The organism is Niabella yanshanensis (genome assembly GCF_034424215.1).
Taxonomy (GTDB): domain Bacteria; phylum Bacteroidota; class Bacteroidia; order Chitinophagales; family Chitinophagaceae; genus Niabella; species Niabella yanshanensis.
In genome coordinates this window covers 559,094-582,878 of the sequence record NZ_CP139960.1, presented here as the reverse complement: position 1 = coordinate 582,878, position 23,785 = coordinate 559,094, and the positions used below count along the sequence as shown (strand labels likewise).

At 43.7% G+C, this 23,785-nt stretch carries 19 protein-coding genes; 8 read left to right on the top strand and 11 right to left on the bottom strand.

Going from position 1 to position 23,785, the window contains the following annotated elements:
• The first annotated feature begins 75 nt into the window (after positions 1 to 75).
• Complete coding sequence (locus U0035_RS02060; RefSeq protein ID WP_114792519.1) at positions 76 to 426, top strand: hypothetical protein; 351 nt, start codon at positions 76 to 78, stop codon at positions 424 to 426.
• A gap of 279 nt (positions 427 to 705) precedes the next feature.
• Here U0035_RS02060 and U0035_RS02055 read toward each other — a convergent pair whose 3' ends face one another.
• The 5 genes from U0035_RS02055 to U0035_RS02035 all read right to left on the bottom strand — a co-directional run bounded on the left by U0035_RS02055 (position 706) and on the right by U0035_RS02035 (position 9,277).
• Complete coding sequence (locus tag U0035_RS02055) at positions 706 to 2,271, bottom strand: pectate lyase family protein (protein ID WP_114792518.1); 1,566 nt, start codon at positions 2,269 to 2,271, stop codon at positions 706 to 708.
• A 587-nt stretch (positions 2,272 to 2,858) separates the two neighbouring features.
• A complete protein-coding gene (locus U0035_RS02050) occupies positions 2,859 to 5,684 on the bottom strand; it encodes an FAD-binding and (Fe-S)-binding domain-containing protein (RefSeq protein ID WP_114792517.1) in 2,826 nt (941 codons plus the stop codon).
• Positions 5,685 to 5,988: 304 nt separating this feature from the next.
• The gene (locus U0035_RS02045) at positions 5,989 to 6,246 is read right to left on the bottom strand and encodes a hypothetical protein (protein ID WP_114792516.1); all 258 of its coding nucleotides are present in this window, start codon (positions 6,244 to 6,246) and stop codon (positions 5,989 to 5,991) included.
• A 118-nt stretch (positions 6,247 to 6,364) separates the two neighbouring features.
• Positions 6,365 to 6,616: a hypothetical protein gene (locus U0035_RS02040; RefSeq protein WP_114792515.1), complete on the bottom strand. Its 252-nt coding sequence runs from the start codon at positions 6,614 to 6,616 to the stop codon at positions 6,365 to 6,367.
• 144 nt (positions 6,617 to 6,760) lie between these two features.
• Positions 6,761 to 9,277: a T9SS C-terminal target domain-containing protein gene (locus U0035_RS02035; RefSeq protein WP_114792514.1), complete on the bottom strand. Its 2,517-nt coding sequence runs from the start codon at positions 9,275 to 9,277 to the stop codon at positions 6,761 to 6,763.
• Between the two features lie 242 nt (positions 9,278 to 9,519).
• On the opposite strand from U0035_RS02035, the gene U0035_RS02030 reads away from it, so the two are divergent.
• From U0035_RS02030 to U0035_RS02020, 3 genes are all read left to right on the top strand, one after another.
• Complete coding sequence (locus U0035_RS02030) at positions 9,520 to 10,071, top strand: Crp/Fnr family transcriptional regulator (protein WP_327138718.1); 552 nt, start codon at positions 9,520 to 9,522, stop codon at positions 10,069 to 10,071.
• A 63-nt stretch (positions 10,072 to 10,134) separates the two neighbouring features.
• The gene (locus tag U0035_RS02025; RefSeq protein WP_114792512.1) at positions 10,135 to 10,626 is read left to right on the top strand and encodes a DoxX family membrane protein; all 492 of its coding nucleotides are present in this window, start codon (positions 10,135 to 10,137) and stop codon (positions 10,624 to 10,626) included.
• A 46-nt stretch (positions 10,627 to 10,672) separates the two neighbouring features.
• Complete coding sequence (locus U0035_RS02020) at positions 10,673 to 11,119, top strand: carboxymuconolactone decarboxylase family protein (RefSeq protein WP_114792511.1); 447 nt, start codon at positions 10,673 to 10,675, stop codon at positions 11,117 to 11,119.
• Positions 11,120 to 11,161: 42 nt separating this feature from the next.
• On the opposite strand, the gene U0035_RS02015 is transcribed toward U0035_RS02020, so the two are convergent.
• The 3 genes from U0035_RS02015 to U0035_RS02005 all read right to left on the bottom strand — a co-directional run bounded on the left by U0035_RS02015 (position 11,162) and on the right by U0035_RS02005 (position 15,288).
• Complete coding sequence (locus tag U0035_RS02015) at positions 11,162 to 12,895, bottom strand: DUF4091 domain-containing protein (protein ID WP_245957808.1); 1,734 nt, start codon at positions 12,893 to 12,895, stop codon at positions 11,162 to 11,164.
• Positions 12,896 to 13,705: 810 nt separating this feature from the next.
• A complete protein-coding gene (locus U0035_RS02010; protein WP_114792510.1) occupies positions 13,706 to 14,539 on the bottom strand; it encodes an NHL repeat-containing protein in 834 nt (277 codons plus the stop codon).
• 155 nt (positions 14,540 to 14,694) lie between these two features.
• Positions 14,695 to 15,288, bottom strand: coding sequence for a glutathione peroxidase (locus U0035_RS02005; RefSeq protein WP_114792509.1), 594 nt, complete (start codon positions 15,286 to 15,288; stop codon positions 14,695 to 14,697).
• Between the two features lie 250 nt (positions 15,289 to 15,538).
• Here U0035_RS02005 and U0035_RS02000 point away from each other — a divergent pair, with 250 nt between their 5' ends.
• The 4 genes from U0035_RS02000 (at position 15,539) to U0035_RS01985 (ending at position 21,972) form a co-directional block, all read left to right on the top strand.
• On the top strand, positions 15,539 to 18,739 hold the full coding sequence (locus U0035_RS02000) for a ligand-binding sensor domain-containing protein (protein WP_327138717.1): 3,201 nt from the start codon (positions 15,539 to 15,541) through the stop codon (positions 18,737 to 18,739).
• Between the two features lie 3 nt (positions 18,740 to 18,742).
• A complete protein-coding gene (locus U0035_RS01995; protein ID WP_114792507.1) occupies positions 18,743 to 19,507 on the top strand; it encodes a response regulator transcription factor in 765 nt (254 codons plus the stop codon).
• A gap of 291 nt (positions 19,508 to 19,798) precedes the next feature.
• Positions 19,799 to 21,154 carry a Gfo/Idh/MocA family protein gene (locus U0035_RS01990; protein ID WP_114792506.1) on the top strand — a complete coding sequence of 452 codons (1,356 nt, stop codon included), beginning with the start codon at positions 19,799 to 19,801 and terminating at the stop codon, positions 21,152 to 21,154.
• 65 nt (positions 21,155 to 21,219) lie between these two features.
• Positions 21,220 to 21,972 carry a 3-keto-disaccharide hydrolase gene (locus U0035_RS01985; RefSeq protein ID WP_114792505.1) on the top strand — a complete coding sequence of 251 codons (753 nt, stop codon included), beginning with the start codon at positions 21,220 to 21,222 and terminating at the stop codon, positions 21,970 to 21,972.
• Positions 21,973 to 21,989: 17 nt separating this feature from the next.
• On the opposite strand, the gene U0035_RS01980 is transcribed toward U0035_RS01985, so the two are convergent.
• From U0035_RS01980 to U0035_RS01970, 3 genes are read right to left on the bottom strand one after another with little or no spacing between them, the layout of a single operon-like run.
• Complete coding sequence (locus tag U0035_RS01980; RefSeq protein ID WP_114792504.1) at positions 21,990 to 22,574, bottom strand: chemotaxis protein CheB; 585 nt, start codon at positions 22,572 to 22,574, stop codon at positions 21,990 to 21,992.
• A 10-nt stretch (positions 22,575 to 22,584) separates the two neighbouring features.
• Complete coding sequence (locus U0035_RS01975) at positions 22,585 to 23,409, bottom strand: CheR family methyltransferase (RefSeq protein ID WP_114792503.1); 825 nt, start codon at positions 23,407 to 23,409, stop codon at positions 22,585 to 22,587.
• Entirely contained in the window at positions 23,410 to 23,784 is a 375-nt protein-coding gene (locus U0035_RS01970; protein ID WP_114792502.1) for a response regulator, read from the bottom strand.
• Between the last annotated feature and the right edge of the window lies 1 nt (position 23,785).

The window sequence follows — 23,785 nt, the reverse complement described above, 5'->3', positions numbered from 1 at the left end:
TGGCCGGTGCAATTATTGTTTAACAGAATTGTGTGCAACGAATTTAGCTGAACCTATATCTTTGAAAAAAAAGTCATGAAAAATCTTTTTATATCGATAGGATTGTTAATAACAGTGGGAACAGTGATTTCATGTAATAATCAAAAAAAAGCGACGGCGGCTGCTCAAACGGCGGATCAGAAAGAAATGGAAGTGACCGGAGAAATTGTAAAAATCGAAAACGGAAAGGACGGCTATATGGCAACGATAAACGACAAGGATAATAAGAGCTATGTCATAACTATCAGCATAGTCAACTTACAAAAATCAGGAGGCACCTTTAAAAGGTTCGAAGTGGGTCAAAAAATTAAAGCAAAGGGATCTTTTTGGAAGGACGATGCAGGCAATCTCTATATCACTGCTAAACATGTGGAGGCAGTGCAGTAACGACTGCAGTTTCAATGCTGTAATATAAAGTACAATGATACCAGCTTCAGAAAATAGGATCATTGGACTATTCATCGTTTTTCCGGGAATCGATAATTCCTATTAAATCTAATCCCGGGTTACCGGTTATTATTCGGCTCATTGGTGTCAGCTTTTTATGATACTTTGTTTTTGGCGCTTTTTCAAGTCTCAAAAAGTAGTGCTTAAAAAATCCTCCTGCCATTGCGGAACGACAGGAGGATTTTATATGTTTTATAACGTGAAGCGAAGAGTGTTTTCTTAGCTGATCGTATCAATATTATTACCCAGGTTACGGTAATTGATCTTCTGTTGTGGATTTGTTCCGTTCAGGAATTCTTCTACATTGGTATAGCCATCGCCGTCAGCGTCCAGGGCGCCGTCTTTACCATTTTTTGGATCCAGGCCATTTTTAGTTTCCCATTCATCCGGCATACCATCGCCGTCAGTATCAACAGGCACTTTAGCCGGGTCGAAACTAAGATTGGGGTATCCCCCCACTTCAGAAACATCTTTTATGATGCCGGTTGCTGTCGTGGGTTTACCGGTGCGCACCATTTCTGTAACACGGGTGTCAACGGCATCTCTTTTTGGCAAAGTAGCACCTGCCTTTGCAAGCACTGATCCAAAGACATCACCCGCCAGTTGGTGTGGAGCTACCGGCCATCCTTCGAACGGTGTATTAACCCTGGCCAGGTTTTGCTGGTTATTGTCGCCTGCTTTAACGGGGTTTTTTGAGCGCATGCCCACCCAGTTATTGTCCGTTACTTCCTTATTGTCGTGCATAATATTACCGGCAACATACCATTTGCCAGGGCGATTCGTTGCTTTTGGATACCAGCCACCTTCTGCCCAGGCGCTGCCGGGAGAATACATGCTACGCTCTTCTATTCGGGCAAAGACGGCACGCATGCCCTCGTTGGTCGCGGGACCCGGTTTGAAATAATTATTGATCAGGTTGACGGTAGAGGTTTCATCTCCTCCATCTATAGAACGATGCCGCCAGTTAAAAACAACATTATACCTGAAATCAAACATGCCCGACATGCCTATCGACGGATTTCTCGCAGTGTTGCTGGCAAACAGGTTGTGATGGAAGGTGGAAGGATTACCGCCCCAGGTGCCGCCAAAAGCATGTCCTCTGGCATCCAGCGCCTCGCTGGAAATCGTCCATTGAATGGTGATGTTTTCAGCAGGATCCTTGATCTGAGTTTTTCCGTCAAGCGAGGGTCTCATGTGCCTGTAAAGGGAAATGTTTTCATCCATTCCCCAGCTGGTGGAGCAATGATCTATAATAATATGGTGATGCGGATTGCCACCGATATTATCATCTCCCTGTCCGCCGGTTGGTACACCCCGCCGTACCCGCAAATGCCGTATAATAACATTATGGGTGTTAATATTAAGCGTGCCTGCAATGCAGATGCCATCGCCAGGCGCCGACTGCCCCGCAATGGTAATATCTGGATGATTGATATTGAGATCGCCGTTTACTTTCAAAGTACCCGCAACGCGGAACACCACAATGCGCGGTCCTTGCGCTTCCAATGCCGCCCTAAGGCTTCCGGGACCACTGTCATTTAAATTGGTAACGGCTATCACTTTACCGCCCCGTCCGCCGGTAGTAAACATCCCGGCGCCCCATGCCCCGGGAAATGCAGGAATAGCTCCTTCAGGCAGCCGGGGCGGATGTGGTGGTATTTGTCCAACTTCAGGCCCTCCGGCCGGGCTACTAACACCGGCCGTTGCCGCATTTTGTGAGAAAACATCAGGCTTCAGGCAAAGAAGCTGAGCTAATGTAAAGAGGCAAACAATAGATTTTTTCATTTAAAATTATAGTTGATTTAATACTGAACTTATGAACAACAGATCGGACGCCAAACTATTCGCCAGTTATAGTCTTTCGAAATATATGGTTAACCCGCAATATTCCCACCTCACTGAGATGGCCCATCCATTTCAGGTTACGAAATAAAAGTATAAAACAGGAAGAAATCGGGAAGAAGAGCCGACGGCATGGTTAACCGGCTCTGTTATTAAAATAGCAGTGCATTGTGCAGGCCGTATAAGTATGCCACTACTATTTTGATAATTTATCAGCTCCTTTATCAGTTGTCTTTAATTGAAGGGGGCGGACGATATACCTATGTCCCAGATATGCCGCCAGGTCGAAATGGAGGCTTAACGGGCAGGCCTTGTTCTGCTCAGGAATTTTCTTCGCAAAATAAACGATGCCCAATATCTAGTGTTGACATACGTAATAATACTTTACTTAATAATTTTAATTCTAATAAAATCAGTAATTTGTGTTTATTTATATCTAATAATTATTTAGACGTAAACTAATAAACCATTTCATCTAGGTTCAGGATTTTTCAATATCAAGTTAAATTGCAGATTTCAAATCATTAAGATTATAAAACAAGGCATTCATCCGCCAGGTTCAGTATAGACTGGTAATTCTTTTTGGTATTATCTGACATCGCAATCTCACAGGTTTTTGAGGAGGAATAGCAGCCCTCCAATTTCCTGTCCACCACATCTGTTGCTTCCAGGGCAGTTGCAGACCGGGTTAGCTCAGGAAAGAGAAAACCCCTGTCTCCAGCCATGCCGCAGCAACCAGCAAATGTTGGAATGGTTACCTTATGAGAAAAAAACTCAGCCACTTTCCTAAATTTATCATCCAAACCCGGTATTTTATAAGAAGAACAAACAGGATGCAGGGCGATGTGATTTTTCCGTTTTACGGCTCCAGCCCTGGGCAAAACATACTCGTACAGGTAATCGATGCTGTCGAGGATCCGCATCTGATCAAATCTTAACTTGTTTTCGTCTGTCAAAGCAGATCTGCAATTTAATAGTGTATAGGTACAGGAAGTTATATCTAAAACAACAGGATATGCTCCTTCATTGGTATGCGCCCATAATTCGCTGATGGTGGCATTTACCATATGTGAGTGCGCTTCCGTAAAGCCCTTGGATGAGTAAATCTGCCCGCAACAGTTTTTACCACTGTTGCCCGCCAGTATCACTCCCACTCCCACTTTATGAGATACATTAACAAACCGCTCCATGATGCTGGCTTTAGGATGCAGCTTGTCGCCCATAACCCTGGAAATACAACTGGCAAAATACACCACTTTGGTTGTGGCATCTATTCCGGTTGTATTTATTGAACCGGTTGACGGAGCCCCGGTAAGCTGGGGTGACCATAAAGGAAATGACGGTGCTATTTTTCTGATCATCCGGGTGGCTTTGGTCATCGTATTCGCTCCAAAAGTATGGTTAACCGCTGTGCCCAAACGAACGGCAGTTTTTACAGTTTTCAATACAACGCCAAAATTCTTACTGGTCATCAACGCTAACTTATTGTTCCAGGCAGCGTGATTCTCCTTCCGGAGGCGTTTTACCAGGTCTCCGGTATTGATATCCACCGGGCATACGGTGGCACATAAGCCATCAACCGCACAGGTATCGAGTCCCTGGTACTTGTATTGATCCAGTAGTTTTTTATAATCTGCGTTGCCCTCCTGCTTTAATTTAACCAATTCACGCCTCACCACGATACGCCGTCTTGGTGTCAGGGTTAAATCCCTGCTGGGACATTTATGCTCGCAAAAACCACATTCAATGCATTTGTCCACTTCGCTTTCTACAGAAGGCAGCTCTTTTAAGTGCGTAATATGCGCCTGTGGATCAGGATTGATGATCACTCCGGGGTTCAAAATATTATAAGGATCAACAAGATTTTTCACTGTCTTCATGATCTCATAGATGGCTCCGCCCCATTCGGTTTCCACAAAGGGCGCCATATTTCTACCCGTGCCGTGCTCTGCTTTTAAAGCTCCGTCATACCTGTTTACTACCAGCTCCACTATTTCAGCCATAAACTGTTCGTAGCGCTGCACTTCTGTCTCACTGTTAAATGATTGGGTAACTACAAAGTGAATATTGCCGTCTTTGGCATGTCCGAATATGATAGCCTGGTGATAGCCAAACTTGCGAAACAGGCTTTGTAAGTCAACAATGGCGTCTCCCAACATCGCAACCGGGAACGCCACATCTTCAAGTATCACTGTAGTGCCACTTTTTCTCACCGCACCCACCGACGGGAACATACCTTTTCTCACTTTCCATAAAAGCGCCTGTTGTTGCGGAATACTGGTAAAAGCCGCCGGTTCCAACAGAGAAAAATTACCGGCCTGTTGTTGAAAACCAGCCAGGCTTTCGTTCAGGTAGTCTTTAGAAGGCGCGCCATACTCCACCAGGAGCGCCGCTGCTCCTTCGGGCAGATCTTTAATAATGGTGGGTAAACCCGGCACATGCTCCACGGACCTGAGCGAAGCCCGGTCCATGAGTTCGATAGCAACAGCTCCCGTATCACTTATAGGAACAATTGCCTGGCAGGCCGTATAGATATCAGGGAAGTACAATAAACCGGTTGCTTTTTCGGGGTAATCCGGTACGGTTTGCATAACCGCTTCTGATATAAAACCCAGGGTGCCTTCGGCCCCTACCAGCAAATGTGCCAATATGTCTAACGGTTCGGCAAAATCAATAAAAGCATTGACAGAATAACCAACTGTATTTTTAGTGAGATATTTTTTCCTGATCTTACTATAGATCTGCTCATTGCCTAAAACCTGCTGCCGGATAGCCGACAGCTGAGCCGACAATTGCGGGCATTCTTCAGAAAAACGTGCATAGTCCTCTTTTACTTCGGTACTATAGGTTTTTCCGTCGGGAAGGGTGAAACGCAGGTATTGAACGGTGTGATAGGAGTTATTGGATACCCCACAACACATACCGCTGGCATTATTGGAGATAATTCCACCTATCATAGCAGCATTGATACTTGCAGGATCAGGCCCGATCTTCCTGCCGAACTTCTTTAAATAAACGTTTGCTACTGCACCTATTACTCCCGGCTGTACCCTTATAGAGCCGCCCTCGTTTTCCACGGTAGCTTTCCGCCAGTACTGGCTTAAATCTACCAGTATGCCATCCGTAACCGATTGCCCGGAAAGGCTGGTACCCCCTGTTCTGAAAACTACCGGGATATTTTGTTCATGAGCCAGTTTAAATAACCGAATCACTTCCTCCTCCGAAACCGGTAACACTACAGCCCTGGGACGCAGGTTGTAAAAGCCGGCGTCCGAAGCATAGGCTACGAGATCGATCAGGTTCATTTTTATCCGGTCCGAAGGAAATATATCTGCCAGCATCACATCCAGGCTCATAATTACAAATAGTAAAAGGTATTAATATTTAATAAGGCAAAGGTTACGACGATTGGTAGCCCTAATGCCCAACCTATTCAGGTTTTCGAGATTCCGGATAAATGTATGAAAATTTGAAAAACAAACGATTTGTATTTATTGAGAATGCAGTCAATGCCGGTCATTTACCTGTTTTTCAATATCGCGCTAAGCGGGTTCAAGCAAATACAATACGCAAGGGTTCTAAAAAACCAAGTGTGGGCAGATTGATTATAGAGCCGGTCTGAAGCAGGCAGGTAGTTAGAAAAAGCTGCAAAATGTTTTATTAAGAAGCCGCTTCTATGGCACAGATGTCATTCGATGGTGCATCGGAATAGAGGGGCATAATTTCCTCCAGTGTAGCATAGGCGGTAAAATGCCGGGTGAAGCTAAGCGGATTGATCCTTGCCTCCACATAAAAATCATCTACCTTAAACAGCCGGTAAGTAATATCCTGTTGGTGGCGCTCGGCAACCAGCTTTCCTCTCCAAATGGCTTTGATCCGGGCTATTTCAGGGGCTTCTATAAATTTTTTAATTGTCATGGTTGCTTCGTCCGGGAAGCAATGTACGAAGCAAGCTTATTATCCTGATTTGCAGTTATTAAGAATTTATACACTTCCCGAAAATGAGCGAAGTATGTGAGGTCTTTTCAAACGATGGCTAAAATAGAGAATAATTCAACGATACCGGCTCGGGCAGATAGGGACGCATCGCGTTTTGCTCATCTTCTATAGGCCGGAAGTCCCTTGCAAAACCCAGCAGCGGATTAATTTTTGCTTCCACAAAGAACTCATCAATCTTAAAAAGACGGTAGGTGATCTGTTCTTCTTTACGTTCAGCAATCAATTTGCCGCGCCAGATCGCTTTGATCTTACTCATCTCAGTTGCGTTAGTAAATTGCTCGAGGGTCATCTTCCGTTTAAATTGAAGAGCAAAATACTAATCAAAGGAATTCATTGAACCCCTTGTTACTCAGAACTTATTAACGATGGATGTTAAATTAAAAATACCGCAATGCCTGAAATTAAACTATTGATTGTCAAACTATCGCATTAATTAACGCAGGTGCTGCTGGCTTGCTTTTAAAATATTAACCTTCCTGGTCATCGTGTCTCCGTCTCCATCCATAACCGTAAACTCAAATGAAGCTAATCCTGCCGCAGCCGGGTAAAATGCTACTTTACCCGCTGTTAACTCAGCTTTACCATTTGCTGCTGAGTTTATTTTGTACACCGGTTGATTGGTGAAGCCCCGGGTAAGCGAAGCCAGGTCAACGACTACTTCCCCTCCCGTAGTTTCATAATGAGGTAATGCCATCCAATTTAAATAGTCGTCCAGCTGGGTGTAACCATCCCGGTCTTTATCTTGTCGGGCATCTGAAAAGTCACCTTTAGACGAGCGGGTATTCAGCTTAAAGATCTGTTCCCACCAATCGGGCAAACCATCACCATCCGTATCCCAATTGCTGCCCCGGCTCAGCTGCGGGTAATTTTCCCATCCACCCGCATCATCCTGGTGATCAATTAAACCCGCAAAGCCGGTCTTACTTCCTCTGTAGGTAAACGAACTATCCATGGTTTCTTTTATGATTCTCTGATCATGGTCATCTAAAGCCGGCTGGGCACATCCTACATCAGAGAGTACATTTTTATAGGCGCTGTAAGCTCGCTGTGTAGTAACAAAAGAAGGAAAGAAGGGCTTATCAACAAAGCTGGCGTATTTTACCGTTTCCCGTTTGCTCCAGGTTTCATTGCGGCCCTTTTCCTGGTTGGTTTCATCAAAATACCCGGGCATTACATTACCTGTAAAATAACAACGTTGTGTTCCCTTACCCACCCCTTCATGATCTAATGTAAAAGCATAAAACTTAGCGGATGAAGGTCCGGGCTTATAGTAATTATTAACAAAATTTACTTCTTTTGTTCCCCCGTCAGTGGTTCTGTGTTTCCAGTTATACACCACATTGTTAGTAATATCCATATAGCCCGCATAATAAGCATCTCCATCCAGGGCACCGCCGAGGCTCCAGTTCCGCCCGGCACAATGCGCCAGCAGGTTGTGATGGTAACTACCCACAGAACCTGATATGGTACCGGCAAAACCATGTTGTTTCCCTGCTTCATATTTATTATGGCCGGCTGCATTCAAGGCTTCAGATATCAGGGTGCGCTGCAGTGTAATATTAAGAGCGCCCCGCGAACTGAAGGCTTCATCAATCGTCCAGCTGATAGAACAATGATCCATGATAGAATAATTAGCCCCTGTCAATCCCATACCATCAAAAGTGCGGCCGGCGCCTAATCGTACACGCAGGTTTCTCACAATGCAATCATTCCCCGTTGATCCAAAAGGTGCACCCTTAATGCATATACCTTTACCGGGCGCTGTTTGTCCCGCTACCGTTACATAAGGATCATTAAGGATCAGGCGTTCTTTCAATGTAATGATACCAGACACATCAAATACGATCGTTCTCGGCCCTTTTTCATTTTCTACGGCATACCGCAGGCTGCCGGGTACATTATCATCATTCAGATTGGTTACATGTACCACTTTGCCTCCTCTTCCTCCCCTGGCATATCTGCCATACCCTTCTGCGCCGGGAAATGCCAGTTGCGCGGGCCTGAAGTACCACACATTACCTTTGGTGATACCCGCGGGCGCTACCTCGTCAACACGCCAGTAGTAGGTATCGCCGCTGTAAATATTGCCCGCAGTATAAACTGAATCGGTGTGCCGCCCTTTATACAAAGGGGATCGAATGGATGCATTGGCTACAGCAGCAGAATCCTTTCCAAAATAGATATCATGTTGCTTTGCACCCGTTGCACCCTGCCAGCGCAGATTTAGTTGAGAGCCGTTGATTTCCACATGTTCATCAGCATTTAGCGGAAAAGAAGCGTTTGCCTGCTTAGAAGGATCAGGTGTATTGATCTCCAGGCCATTGATGATGATGTCTCTTATGATATTGGCACCGGTGTTCATTGCCTTAAAATGCAATACTACATCTTTCCCCATAGCAGCCTGAAAGCTGATATAGGCCTTAGCTGCATCTCTGGTTTTCAAAGCTCTTACGGATGGCTGAACCTGCGCCAGTAAAGCGCCTTCTTCAAAAATACCGATCTCGCTAAAATCCTGTCCTGTTGCGCTTAAAGGCAAATTATGATAGGTAAGCAAATGATGGGTTCCTGCGGGAAGACCTGAAATGCGCAACTCTATAGCCGCAGCAGGGTCTGTACTTTTCAGTGTTAAGCCATCTGAAACCAGGCGTGCGAAATAAGGAGTTTGCATACCAACCTTATACCATTCGGTACCCAGATTACTATTGTCAGTCCCTATTTTTGAGACGGTAATCTTTATACCATGTATAATTTTTGTATCTGATATACCAGGAACCACCTGCCAGGATGTGTATCCATTTTCATTTACTTCCCGCATTTTCCTCGAAGACTCATCAAGGTCTACCCTGATGACCGGATGCTGGGCATGGGAACGACTGGCGATAAATAATAGCAACACTATAGCTATTGTATTTACAACATATTTGCTGGTTCGGGTAAGATCCAAAATCATAAAGAAACGATGTTTAAAATAATGCACTCGTTATTTTTTAAAGAAGCAACAAAATGACGTTACAATACTGAAATGAATTGGGAACAAATTTCTATACTGTAACTGTTCTGCGGGAACATCTAATCAACTGCATGAATACAACTGTTATTCTAGTTTATGCCCCCGGTACGAGCAATTTATTATTGATACTTTTGTTGAACTAATACCGTAATGTAGCCATGTCGTTAATATTCAGAACACATTTGGAAAAGTTTATTACAATCGCTGATGAGGATTTTGAGGAGGTAATGAAATACTTCGAAGTAAAAACGGTGGCCAAAAAACAGAATCTGCTGGAGGCGGACCAGGTTTGTAAGTATCATTATTTTGTACAAAAAGGTTTGCTTCGCAAGTTTTTTATTAACGAAAAAGGTATAGAGCAAACCACCGATTTTGCTATTGAAAACTGGTGGATCACTGATAATATTGCTTACGAACATAAGAGACATACCTCATTTTTTATCCAGGCTGTTGAAAAATCTGAAGTGTTATACATAAGCCAGGACAACCAGACTCAGCTGCTTCATGTATTTCCTGCCATGGAGCGCTATTTCCGTTTTATATACCAAAGAGCTTATGCCGCAAGTGAAATGAGGATGAAGTACTTGTTTTCCTTATCCAAAGAAGCATTTTATTTATCGATGAGCCAGATGTATCCCGAATTTGTTCAACGGGTTCCACAATACCTGCTGGCCTCTTACCTGGGCTTTACCCCGGAATATTTGAGTGAAATTCGCAGGAAGCTCATTTCCTAAACCAGTTTAACTTTTTTCTGCCTTTTAGTTCTCAGCTTTGCAGTATAACAAAGAGAATTACTTATGGCAGCTAAATCGGTATCAGTTCCAACATTATTCTTAAGAATAGCACTTTCCATAACCATGCTCTCGGCAGTAGCCGACCGGTTCGGCTTATGGGGAATCAATGCTGCCTGGGGTAACTGGGACAACTTTGAAAAATATACCGCACAATTAACCTTTTTTCTTCCCCTCATGCTCAGTAAATACGCGGCTTATGCAGCTACGTTTTTAGAAATAGCGCTCCCGGTCCTGTTGATTTTGGGTTACTGTCTAAAAATTGCAGCGAATTTGACCGGCGTTCTTCTGTTCATTTTCGCTCTTTCTATGAGTATATCACTAGGTGTAAAAGCACCTTTAGACTATTCCGTATGGGTAGGTAGCGCGGCTGCTTTCCTGTTGGCTGCTCAAAGTAATCCGGCAAAGCAGGAAGCTTTCATTTCAGGTACTGCGGAAGTCCCTGTTGAAAAGCCGGGGAATGTGATCCGGGAAGCCGAACATACAGCCGGGCATTAGTATAACAGGTCCTGAAACAATTATTAAGTAACATAAAAGATAGCATATGCAAAATCGTGTACAAATCACTAGTACAGAACAACCCAAAGCGTACAAGGCCATGTTGGGCCTGGAAGGATATCTCGCGCAGAGTTCTCTTTCTAAGACCTTGAAAGATCTGATCAAAATCAGGGCTTCTGAAATTAACGGATGCGCTTACTGCATCGACATGCATACCAAAGAAGCAATGGCCAACGGTGAAACCTTACAGCGTATTTTCTTAATCAGCGCCTGGAGGGAAGCCACTAAATTCTTTTCGGGGGAGGAGCAAACTATATTGGCGATAACCGAAGAAATTACGTTGATCCATGCACATGGTTTAAGTGATGCATTATACCAACAGGCGCTTCAGTTTTTTGATGAAAGCCAGATCCCGGAAATCATTATGGCGATTGTTACTATTAATGCCTGGAACAGAATAGCGATAAGTACCCATCTTCAAATCGAAGACTAAGTATTACCGCTGCAGGCTCAATAGTTCGCCTATGGAACTGCATTAATTTAGTAAATGCTTATATTTTTCTACCATTTCCTGAGCCGATTGTTGCGATAGTTTTTCAATAGTGAAAGTTTGCAACGCTGCTTCCAGTTCCTTTAATTTTATTGTTTCGTTTTTCATTTGATAGGATTTTCTTAAGGCATTTATTTTTTCAAAATCCTGTACACCCTCAATCAGCTTTTCAAAGCGAACAGATGATAAGGGCCCGGGGTAAACCTGGTAGGTATCGCCGGCAGGCCAGGCGGTAAAACGGCTGTCCGTTAAGGGAGAACGCGTCCAGCTATTGTAGGCCCAGCGAAGAAATCCATCCATCCCCGAAGCAGCGGTGTACCACCCGGCCCATACGCCTTCGTCAGGTGGAGAAAAGGTAAACATATTGGGATATTTCTCTGTACAGCAGGTATACCAGGTACTGGTTTTACCTGCCTGTTTACGTTCTTTTAAAATAGCATCCGGGAAAGCCCATTTGGAGGCAATACAATAATCATAGATGTCTTTCTCAATTTCAGGGTGCCACTCGCCTGCCAGGGATATCTTCCAGGCAGGGTCGACAGTCTTGAGCAAGCTGATGACAGATTGCATGGCCCTCATGGGGCGTTCATCCATTGCAATAGTAGTAATACCGAACCAGCCCTTCTTTTTTAAGTGTGCCGTAAAATCAACTAACATGGTTCTCCAGAATTCATTGTACTCCGGGTTGCCAATGGCCCCGGTGAAGACAGTATCTTTTTGCGAAGCCTCATCATAATATTTAAAAGCAATTTTCCAGGGAACCATGCTATAACAATTGATCCTGTTCCTGATCCCGCAACTCATTACAAAATCAATATACTTATCAAATAAGCTATAGTCGTAGGTCCATGTTCCATTTTTCTTTTTCGTCCATTTTATCAAACCCGGATAATCGTCATAGGTTTGATGTCCCCAGGGTTCATCTACAATGCTTGCCGTTATTACCTTTTGGCCCGCGTTGGCCAGCATGGTGTAATATTTACGCATCTGTTCAAAATGTGCAGCACTCCAAAGCTTTACACGGTGTACTCTTGCTATTGCAGCGGGATGTTGCCAGTAGTCTAATTGAAAGCTCCAGTCTTTCGGGGCCGGTAAGGTTCTGTCGGCTATTGTTAGTATCAGCTGCAGCTTATAGGTTTTACCGGCTGTAACGCTGATCGTTCCGGTGTATTTACCTGCCGGCTGTTTTCCGGGTATTTGTATGGTAAGCCAAACGGGCTGTGTGGTATGCTTTGAAACATCCATGGAACGGAGTTCTGTATTAATAATATCGGCAACCATTGACGAATCAAAATCTACTGATTTGCGATGACCACAACCATCCCGGAATTCATCTGTTATTACATATTGTATAAAGCCTAATGACAACTGTTCCTTTTTCAGAACATCGCCCGTCTCGTTTCTTAAATCACCTGCCGCAACTGTCATTCCTTTGAGGTCAATTTTGGTAGCTGCCAGTATTTGAACATGCAGCTTTTCATTTTTCCATCCGGATAATTCCCATGCGGTCTTTTTTACAACGCCGGAAGGAAGTTCTTTTGTGAACCTTGTAGAGGAAGAGGCAAAACTCACGGTAACATCTTCCTGCATCGCATCCCATTTTTGCATACGCTGCACTTCGGTCAACCTGGGCGTTTTTTGCAAAGCAAGACTGATATCCTGCGCCAGGCTTTGAACGTAAAGACTGATGAAAAGCAATAAAAAATTTGATTTTAGCATAGCAACGTATTTCATTTGTTGATCGAATAAGGTTAATGAAGTTTGTACAACCGGCCAGCTCCAATAGCCGCCCGGCATACAACGTGCATAACGAAATTAACAGAAAGCATGCGAACCCGGGTGATTCTATCCTGCGCTATCGATTGCACAACAATGGCTTTTAGCGCATTACGACTTTATGATGATTGACAAAGGATGAACTTGTTTAAACTTTTAGACTAAATGATAATATGTCGCCTCTAAGAGGTTTACTTGTTCGTAAATGGATTTTTTTCACCAATATCTAGTCCCGAAAGAACTTTACATTGGTAACAATACTAGGGAACGAGTTTGTTAAAGTCCTGTAGGGACCGGACACCGGAAAGTTTAAACAGTTCGATAATTGAATGCGTAGAAGAACCATGCTCAATTGCTAAAAAAGCGTTAAAACGTTTTTGCAATGTTTAAACGTTTAAACATTGTTCCTATATTTGTGTCATAAAGACACGACATTTAATTTTTTCTCATAAGCAGTTAGTTTTGGTTTAAAATCCTGTGTTTCCACACGGGATTTTCTTTTTCGACAATCACTAACAGGAAGAAGCCTGAAATGCCTTGTGCTGAACCTTATAGAAACAGTACCCTGATTTATTAAAGCTTTTGCAGACCGGACGGGACCCGAACCCGCGACCTGGCGCTTTCTATTTCCTTATAAGTCCAGGTTAAGTAAAATAGCTTACAGTGCACAGATCTTTGAATGCCTGGGCAGTATATAACCTTTCCTTATTATGATGCGCATTGCGGCACTTCGCCGCAGTGGTCCGTTCCGGTTTATTGAGCGGACAGCTTATAAGCAATAACACTGTTTTGATTAAACGTTGGTATATATATTATACCTGTTTTAGGATTATAGCCCAGATCGGCTGTGTTCATCTTCCCCTGCACATCCTGTAGTTTATGGAGTTCGCCGTTAGCTTTTACATGGTAAATGATGCCTGCCCAGCAGGTGGCGATGAAATCTCCATTGGCAAGCTGTTCCAGCCCGTCCCCTGGCTTTTCCAAACCTTTGGCCAGAACGGTAATACGCTTCTGCTGATCTGTTTTCAGCAACTCGGTGCCAGCCAGTACATATAGATGTTTGTTGATCCATTTTAACCCGTTGGCGCCCTTTACATCCCGCATATACACTTCTTGTTTTCCATTTTTAATGCGGTGGATTTTATTGGTCCGTGTATCTGAAACAAACACAACGCCCTTCGCATCTACCGTTACATCATTTAAAAAAACAGCGCTGTCAATTTCCAGTTTATTAATAACTTTTCCGCTTGGAATATCGATACGAACCAATGCCGTCAGGTCGGCAACAAAAAGTGTGTTTTTATAACGGGCAAGACCTTTGGGCGCATCTAATCCTTCTACCCAGGTTTTATTTTTGATACTTCCATCTGTACCCAGTATCGCGATGCCGCCTTTACCATCTTTCTTATTTCCTTCACCATCTATAAGGCTTACGAAAAGCTGATCCTCTTTTTCACTGTACAGTACAGACTCCGGAACAGCCAGCTCCCTGGTTTCCCAGAGCGTACTTAAAGAAGATTGCGCCTTTGCAAAAGTGATGCTTAAAGCAACTGTGGTCAATAAGGAAATTGATTTTTGGACAAACATGGTTTAATTTTTTAGGATCGTTGCTGCAAGAGCAACAACGGGCTTACACAAAGTATGCGAGCCCCGAAGTTATCAATACTCGTCCATACCCACTCAAATACAACCCACAATTTTTAAGTAAATTCATAGCACTTTAACCGATCGGCGGGCGGCAGCTAATCCTCCGACTCGATCCATTTGATGATTTCCGGATCTTCCGGATCTGTTTTGGGAGCAAAATGCTGTACCAGCTTACCATCCTCATCCAACAGGTATTTTTGAAAATTCCAGGTAACGGCCGAGCTTTCAACGCCATTTAGATTCCTGTTCGTCAGCCATTGGTAAACCGGTGCCTGGTTCTTCCCTTTCACCTCTACCTTGGCTGCCATCGGAAATGACACACCATAATTACGCTGGCAAAACTCCGCGATATCTGTATTAGTCCCCGGCTCCTGGAACAGGAAATCGTTGGAGGGAAAGCCCACGATAACCAGCCGGTCTCCGTACTTTTTAAACAAACTTTCAAGCCCTTCATACTGCGGCGTTAGTCCGCATTTGGAAGCCGTATTGACCACTATGATCTTTTTACCTTTAAAGGCTGCAAAATCAATGATGGTACCGTTTAAAGCGGCAACTTTAAAGCTATGAATGGAACCGGATCTTAACCCCGCGTTTTCTTTCACATTACCGTTAGATCTCAGGTAATATATAAAACCACAGGCAACAGACAGTACCAGAATAATAATGGCGAGGGGCATTTTAGTACGCATTAATTATAAGAATAACAAAATCATTAGGGTTAAACAAAATTAGTCAAATTATCGGCAATACTTTATCAACCCGATTTTCGATGGCATTAACCAGTCAGTAAGCTTTGTTCAATGTTTTGTCTATTTGTGCCAAAATTTAGAATTGAGTGCCGGAATAGAGGCGTTCCTGAGCAGGGTCCTATGTAAAATCAGCAGAGGTTACCCATACTGAGCACATCCTGCTCATTTTTATAATAGTCATTTAATATATTTGGATCAACGAATTATGCGCCGTTTCTATTACATTTTCATTTGCTTCTTCCTGTTAAAGCTTATCATTTTATCCTGTTACGGGCAGTATTATTTTAAGTATTACCAGGTGGATGACGGCCTGGTACATAACGCGGTAATTACCATTCTGCAGGATCGAAAAGGCCTGATCTGGATGGGCACACGCGGCGGCGGTTTGAACCGTTTTGACGGATATACTTTTAAATGCTTCAATAATAAGAACAGTAAGCTGGGTAATATCGGTAATAATATTATCACCACCCTTGTTGAAGACAGCAAGGGTATGCTATGGATAGGCACCGGTAAAGGCATTTTCAAATACGATCCCTACCAGGAGGTTTTTACTGAGCTGGATATGGCATCGCAAAACTATATCAGCCACCTGGTGATAGACGATAAAGATAAGCTCTGGTTTCTGTCGGGGTACCGGCTTCACCAATATGACCCGGTACAAAATAAAGTGACTGACTTGAAGCTCCAGGCGTCTTGCATTGCGCTCGACCCGAAAATGAATCTTTGGGCCGGCAGCGATGATGGTACTATCGGAATATTCCGGCAAGCTGAAAAAACAATCAGTTATATAAGAATAGTTGGACAAGAAGTGGCGCCGGATCTGCGTTCTATAAGTAAGATATATGCGATGAACGACAACGAGCTGATGATCGGGTGTTTTAAGCAGGGATTAAAAACTTACCATATTAAAACCGGCCAGGTAAAATCTTTACCACTTACCCCTAATAATTATGCCTCCATTTACGTAAGGGATATTATCAGAGGATCAGGACAACAATACTGGGTGGCCACTGAGTCGGGTATATACATCTATGATATAGACTCCGGCCAAACGGAGCACCTGCGTAAAAGAGCAGGTGACTCCTACTCTATTGCCGACAATGCGGTGTATACCTTTTGCAAGGACAACCAGGATGGCATGTGGGTGGGCACTTACTTTGGCGGCCTCAACTATTATTCCAAAGAAAATTCGAAGTTTAAGAAATACTACCCCCTGCCTGGTGTTAACTCTATTTCGGGTGATGCGGTCAGAGAGATCGTTCCGGACGCCCATGGCAATCTTTGGATAGGCACCGAAGATGCCGGTATCAATAAATTCAATCCAGTCAGCGGACAATTTGTTAATTATACCGCTACCGGTAAACCCGGAGATATTTCTTATCCCAACATTCATGGTTTGCTGGCCCTGGGCAATCAATTGTTTATAGGTCCGTTTTTTCACGGGCTGGAGATAATGGATATACCAACCGGTAAGGTTATACACAGGTTTGCACAGGTAAAAGACAGTAGTAAAGCTACCAGTGATTTTGTCTCCAGCATTTATCTCACCAAAGACAGCACTTTGCTGATTGGTACGGCATACCATGGTTCGAGCTTATTTGCTTATGACCCGAAGCTCAAAACTTTTAAAAGTGTGCCACAAATACCTTTTAATGTGTATACGTTCGATATAAAAGAAGACAGCCGGGGAAATATATGGACCGGTAGTGTATCGCAAGGTGCCTTCTTTTATAATCCTAAAACGGGGAAGCAAGGCAATATCCGTTTCGGCAATAAAGTAAAAGATAAAATGGTTGATGAGTTTGCGGTATATAATATTATGGAGGATAGCGACCACTTCATATGGTTTGCCACCAACGGAGGCGGTTTGATCAGGTTGAGTAAAGATCATCAATCCTTTAAAAGATTTACCGTAAAAGAAGGCCTGCTAAGCAATGTAGTGTTCAGCATACTGGAAGACGATAAAAAACGTTTATGGGTGAGCTCACTAAAAGGACTGATATGCCTGGACAAACGGACAGAGCAGGTACGCGTGTATACGCGCTCTAATGGACTGATCACTGATCAGTTTAATTATAATTCGGCATACCGGGACCTGGATGGTACTATGTATTTCGGATCCGTAAAAGGGATGATCTCTTTTAATCCGGCTCAGCTTGGTCAAAAATATACAAGTCCCCCTACTTATATTACCGGCTTTCGTGTTAATAATAAAGAACTGGTACCCAATGAGCCTAATAGCCCATTGATGCGTTCTATTATATATACAGACACGATTACACTTACATACGATCAAAACAATTTCAGCATCGAATTCGCTGCGCTCAACTATGCATCGCCCGATGTTACCCGTTATAAGTTTAGGATGCAGGGACTGGATAACGCATGGACCTACCTGAACACCAACCGGGACGCTTATTTTACCGACCTGGCACCGGGTAATTATACTTTCGTTGTTCAGGCCGAAAGCAATACCGGCAATTGGGTGGGCCGGGAAAAAGAAATATTGATCAGGATCCTCCCTCCTTTTTGGAAAACCAACATGGCCTATGCTTTCTACGCTTTACTGTTAACAGCCCTCTTCTATTTTTCTATTCGATACTACCAGAACTACCTGGATCGAAAAAATCATAACAGGCTGATGCTGTTTGAGCATGAAAAAGAGAAAGAAATTTACCAGGCCAAGATTGAATTCTTTACCAATATTGCACATGAAATACAAACACCGCTTACATTGATCATGGGACCTATTAAGTGGGTGGTTAAAAAAGTAGATGATCAGCCGGACATCAAAAAGAGCCTGGTTTTGGCTGAACGAAATGCCCTCCGGTTAGCTGAATTAACCAGTCAGCTGCTCGATTTCAGGCAAACGGAGGCCGACCAGTTTGGGTTAAGTTTTGTGAAAACCGATATTTCGGCTTTGTTAACGGAACAAATAAATAACTTTAAGGCCGAAGCAATAAAGAACGGGATTCAATTAGAGGTGAACCTTCCGCCGGAGCCTGTTGTTGCTTTTGTAGATGTCGAAGCCCTGGTTAAAATTTTCACCAACCTGCTATCCAATGCATTGAAGTATGGCAGTAGCCACGCTAAAGTGACGATGCATCCTGTTGGTGAAACGGATGATTATTTTATTATTCAATTTATGAATGACGGGAAAGGTATACCTGAAGAGTTCAGGAATCGCATTTTTGAACCCTTTTTCAGGATGCGTGGCAATGAAAAGCCCGGTACCGGTATTGGTTTGTCATTGGCTAAATCGCTGGCAGACCTGCATAATGGAAGTATTAGTTTGCGATCAGGAGCAACTCATTTAATTATTTTCGAACTGAAGTTGCCGCTGCGACAAAAAATAGAGTTTAAATTAAGCAGCTGGAAAAAGAAGTAATGCATGACAGAAAGTATACTTATTATAGACGATAACGAAGACATACTGGAATTCCTGTCCCAGGTATTAGGTGACACTTATACCCTGCACCTGGCGGCCAATGGAGAAATTGCGCAAAATATTCTCGACAACGAAACGGTGCACCTGATCGTTTCTGACATCATGATGCCGGGTATTGATGGTTTTGACTTGTGCAGACTGATCAAATCAAAAGTAGAGTACTGCCATATTCCCATTATTTTACTAACTGCCAAAAATACCCATAAGGCGCATATAGAGGGTTTGGAAGTGGGCGCCGATGCTTATATACAAAAGCCTTTCTCTCCTGAGCTATTACAGGTGCAGATTGCTAATCTTTTAAAGAACCGTTTAAAGATCAAAGAACATTTTGCCAGCTCTCCCTTTGAAGATGTGCGGGTAATGGCACACTCGAAAACTGATGAAGCTTTTTTAAAAAAGCTGGATGATTATATCAGGAGCAATATCAAGGATCCCAATATTGATATAGACGACCTGGCAGAACATATGTTTATGAGTCGCACCACGTTTTACAGGAAGATCAAATCGCTGTCTTCGCTTTCTCCCAAGGAACTGATTGATATTACCCGGCTGAAAACGGCAGCCAGCCTGATCGCACAAAACGAGTTCTCCCTGTTCCAGATATCGAAGATGGTAGGCTATAGCTCGCAAAGCCTTTTTAGCCGTAACTTTCAGAAGTATTTTAAAGTGTCGCCCATTGAATACCTGAATTCATTGCCCCGCGAGTAGCAGATGCTTTTGAATAAGCCTGTTTTACTTGTAAAATAAACGGTGGGGAGCGACTGATAACTACAGGAGACCTTGTTCAATGATTTGTGTATTTGTTCCAAAAAGCTATAGGATTTTAATTTTAAAATGCTGTTTACCAGGTATATATAGTTAAGATAACTAAAATATCACTGATAATTAATCGGTTTCCTGCCCTGTTTTTACTAATTTCATCCAAAATTGTTTGCATGCCATAAAGTTAAATGCAGAGCAATTGCCATCTTATTGACCACTCAAACTAGTATCAATTCAATGAAAAATTCGCGTCGCAATTTTATCAGGCAGGCTTCCATAGCAGGAGCCGGTGTTCTGGTATCCAACAGTGTATTCAGCGCCAAAAGCTATAACCGGATTATTGGCGCTAATGACAGGGTGCGCGTTGGTGTAGTTGGTTTTTCAGACCGACATCGTTCTTCGCATATGCCCTGTTTTATGAACCATTATAAAGAGCTCAATTTCGAGGTTGTGGGCGTTTCCGATATATGGAAGCTGAGACGCGAGCAAGGTGCTGCCATGTGGAAGCAAAAAATGGGCAACGATGTAAAAGCTTATCGCAATAACGAAGAGTTATACGCCAGTAAAACGGTAGATGCTGTGTTTATTGGTACAGCCGATTTCCAGCATGCATTGCATACTATTGAAGCGGTAAAAGCAGGTTGTGATGCTTATGTGGAGAAGCCCTTTGCCGAAACTATGGAAGACAATAAGGCTGCCCTGAAAGCCGTTAAGGAAACCGGCAAGATCGTGCAGATTGGTTCGCAGCGCCGCAGTGGCACCAATTATCACGCCGCCAACGATTTTATCAAATCAGGCCAGTTTGGGCCCATCACCATGGTTGAGTTAACCTGGAATGTGAACCAGCCAGGGCGCTGGCGTCGTCCCGATGTAGTAAAACAGTTAAAAGAAGCGGATACCGACTGGAAACGCTTTATTATGAACCGGCCTTACGAGAAGTTTGATCCGCGCATTTACCTCGAGTATCGTTTATTCTGGCCTTACTCTTCGGGTCTTCCGGGTCAATGGATGAGCCACCAGATCGATACCGTACATTGGTTTACAGGGTTAAAACATCCGCGCAGCGTAGTAGCCAACGGCGGTATTTACCAATGGAAGGATGGGCGCAGAAACTGGGATACTCTATTGGCTGCTTTTGATTACGGCCCGACGGATGATCTTTCAACAGGCTTCCAGGTAACTTTCGGATCCAGGATGCATAACGGCGATGAGCGCCCGGCAGAGATCTATTATTCCAATGGTGGTGAACTCAACCTGATCACTAATAAAATATCGCCGCAAGGTGGTCTTACCCAAAAGATGGCCGCAGCCATGGGCATGAAGGCCAATCTCTTACCTAATATAAGCCTGCCTAATAATGAGCAGGTAGTAGCCTCGGCCAACACCGGCGGAGATGTGCTTACCTCTAACCACGTACGTAACTGGATGGAGTGTATCCGCAGCAGGAAGCAGCCTAATGCCCCGGTTGAAGCGGGTTACAGCCATAGCATTGCCAATATTATGACCACCGCTGCAGCGCATACCGGCGCTAAAGCCACTTTTGATGAAAAAGCACAGGAGGTAATGGTAAATGGGAAGGTATTTAAATACTAATTAAGTTTACAAAGAAACAGGCTTATTTACAACACAAAAAAATACATATAACAGGATCAAATATTATGAAAATCAGGAAAATTTGCACAACAGCCTCTTTAGCCCTTTTACTATTAGGTTCAGGTAATTTTATACATGCACAGGTAAATACCTTAACATCAAAAGAAAAGAAAGATGGGTGGAAGTTGTTATTTGATGGTAAAACCAATAAAGGCTGGCGGAGCGCAAAAGGTAACAGCTTTCCAACCGCTGCTAACGGATGGGTTATCAAGGATGGTATCTTAACCATACAGGCAACCGACGGTTCTGAATCGCAGAATGCAGGAGATATTGTTACTACCGGCCAGTATGGCGCTTTTGAACTGAGCTTCGATTTTAAACTTACCCCCGGCGCCAATAGCGGCGTAAAGTATTTTGTTACTTTGAAAGAACAAACCGGTTTATCAGCTATCGGCCTGGAATACCAGATACTGGATGATGCGTTACACCCCGATGCGAAGCTGGGACGCGATGGCAATCGTACACTGGCTTCTCTTTACGATCTGAAAACATCGTCAAAAGCTGGTGCAACACATCCCATAGGCGAATGGAACACCGGTAAAGTAATTGTTTATCCTAATAACCATGTAGAGCATTGGTTAAACGGGGTAAAAGTACTGGAGTACGAACGCAAGTCGCCTGAATTTAAGGAACTGGTTAAAATCAGTAAGTATAAAAACTGGAAAAATTTTGGTGAGGCCGACAAGGGGCATATCTTATTACAGGATCATGGCAACCAGGTCAGCTATCGCAATATCAAGATCAGGGAACTGAAATAAAAATGACAGAGCAACTACTACGGTTGCTCTTTTTTATGGAGCCCGTTGATGAATGTAGCCATTTGTGCCGGCTTCAAAACGGCATCCGCCTCCAGGTTCAGCAGGGTTTGCCTGGGCATATACCCAAACTCGGCTGATACCGGGTCTTGCACCAATACGGTGCCCCCATAGCTTGCAATAGTAAGTAATCCCTCCATTCCATCGGCATTGGCACCCGACAGTAATAAAGCTGTTGTATGCTGTTTAAAAATAACAGCAGCAGACTGGAAACTTACATCAATTGATGGTCGCGAATAGTTCACTTTTTCTGAGCTATCCAATGCTGCCAGCGATTTGGTTTCCAGCAATAAATGGTAATCGGCCGGTGCCAGGTAGATATAGCCGGGACTCAGCGATGTTTTATCTTCTACCTCCGCTACCGGTAAACTGCTATGAAATTTCAGCAGGTCGCTCAAATTACTTTCGGGGTGGGCTTTCCTGTGCAGTATAATAATGACGGGGAATGAAAGCGCCTTATCCAGGTAAGGAATAATCTCCAGCAATACACTGATGCTGCCGGCGGAGCCACCAATCAATAATATCTCTGTTGATGCTTTGTTCAAAGTGCATTCATTAACTTGTTTTTCTCCATATTTTCTCTCCCTGCCATTGTTTATAGCGGGGTTCGATGGCAGAATGCCTCAGGGTTTCCTTCGATCCCAACGCCAGCCAACCCAAAGATTGCAGGCTGTCGTCGAAAAGCTTCAGTACTTTCCCTTGCAAATCTTTATCAAAATAGATCATCACGTTCCGGCAAAGTATCAACTGAAACTCGTTGAATGAAGAGTCAGAAACCAGGTTATGGGTTGAAAAGATCATCTTCTCACTGAGCGCTTCGTCAAACTTTACCATATCATAACGCGACATATAGTAGGAAGAAAAATCCTGCTTACCGCCGGATAGCATATAGTTTTCTGAATACTGCTTGATGGGCCCGGCCTGGAAAATCCCCCTGGATGCTTTTTCAATAACACCGGGATTAATATCGGTGGCGTAGATCAGCGATTTATGGTAAAGCCCCGCCTCCTTTAAAAGGATGGCCACCGAGTAAGCCTCTTCACCGGTTGAGCAACCTGCAATCCATACTCTTATAAACGGGTGAGTGCCCAGGGTGGGCAGTATATGATCCCGCAGGGTTTTATAAAATCCGGGATCGCGAAACATTTCGGTAACATTTACGGTAACCTCTTCAATAAAGCGGGTCAGGTAAGTGGCATCTTTAGTGATCCGGTATCTTAGTTCGGCAAAGCTGGTGAATTTATCCAGCATGCATATCCGGTTCAGCCGCCTTCTTAAAGAAGAGCGGGTGTATTGCGTAAAATCGTAATCATAGAGTTCCGCAATATCCCTCAGCAGCATTTCCATTTCCTCGTCCTTAATGATGTCCGGTTCTATCATCTATAGCCATTTTTCAATCATATCCAATAATTGGTCCACATTGATGGGTTTAGAGATATACCCGTTGGCGCCTGCTTCCAGGCATTTTTCCCTGTCGCCGCTCATGGCATTGGCTGTAACCGCAATAACCGGAACATCAGCGTATTCTGCAGAGGCACGTATAATACGGATGGTTTCATAACCATCCATTTCGGCCATCATCATATCCATCAGCACCAGGCCAATGGTATTATTGGTGCGAAGTATCTGAAGCCCCTCAGCGGCGCTGGTGCAGGATATATACCGGTATTTTCTTGCCTTCAGCGTCAGCTCCAGGGCAAAAATATTACGGTTGTCATCGTCTACTATCAGAATGGTTTTTTCTTTTTTGTGCATA

Coding starts and splice junctions, on each gene's coding strand:
- U0035_RS02060 (WP_114792519.1), top strand. CDS start 76: ATGAAAAATCTTTTTATATCGATAGGATTGTTAATAACAGTGGGAACA.
- U0035_RS02015 (WP_245957808.1), bottom strand. CDS start 12,895: ATGCTAAAATCAAATTTTTTATTGCTTTTCATCAGTCTTTACGTTCAA.
- U0035_RS02010 (WP_114792510.1), bottom strand. CDS start 14,539: ATGTTTGTCCAAAAATCAATTTCCTTATTGACCACAGTTGCTTTAAGC.
- U0035_RS02020 (WP_114792511.1), top strand. CDS start 10,673: ATGCAAAATCGTGTACAAATCACTAGTACAGAACAACCCAAAGCGTAC.
- U0035_RS02050 (WP_114792517.1), bottom strand. CDS start 5,684: ATGAGCCTGGATGTGATGCTGGCAGATATATTTCCTTCGGACCGGATA.
- U0035_RS01985 (WP_114792505.1), top strand. CDS start 21,220: ATGAAAATCAGGAAAATTTGCACAACAGCCTCTTTAGCCCTTTTACTA.
- U0035_RS01990 (WP_114792506.1), top strand. CDS start 19,799: ATGAAAAATTCGCGTCGCAATTTTATCAGGCAGGCTTCCATAGCAGGA.
- U0035_RS01970 (WP_114792502.1), bottom strand. CDS start 23,784: ATGCACAAAAAAGAAAAAACCATTCTGATAGTAGACGATGACAACCGT.
- U0035_RS02055 (WP_114792518.1), bottom strand. CDS start 2,271: ATGAAAAAATCTATTGTTTGCCTCTTTACATTAGCTCAGCTTCTTTGC.
- U0035_RS01975 (WP_114792503.1), bottom strand. CDS start 23,409: ATGATAGAACCGGACATCATTAAGGACGAGGAAATGGAAATGCTGCTG.
- U0035_RS02035 (WP_114792514.1), bottom strand. CDS start 9,277: ATGATTTTGGATCTTACCCGAACCAGCAAATATGTTGTAAATACAATA.
- U0035_RS02040 (WP_114792515.1), bottom strand. CDS start 6,616: ATGACCCTCGAGCAATTTACTAACGCAACTGAGATGAGTAAGATCAAA.
- U0035_RS02025 (WP_114792512.1), top strand. CDS start 10,135: ATGGCAGCTAAATCGGTATCAGTTCCAACATTATTCTTAAGAATAGCA.
- U0035_RS01995 (WP_114792507.1), top strand. CDS start 18,743: ATGACAGAAAGTATACTTATTATAGACGATAACGAAGACATACTGGAA.
- U0035_RS02045 (WP_114792516.1), bottom strand. CDS start 6,246: ATGACAATTAAAAAATTTATAGAAGCCCCTGAAATAGCCCGGATCAAA.
- U0035_RS02005 (WP_114792509.1), bottom strand. CDS start 15,288: ATGCGTACTAAAATGCCCCTCGCCATTATTATTCTGGTACTGTCTGTT.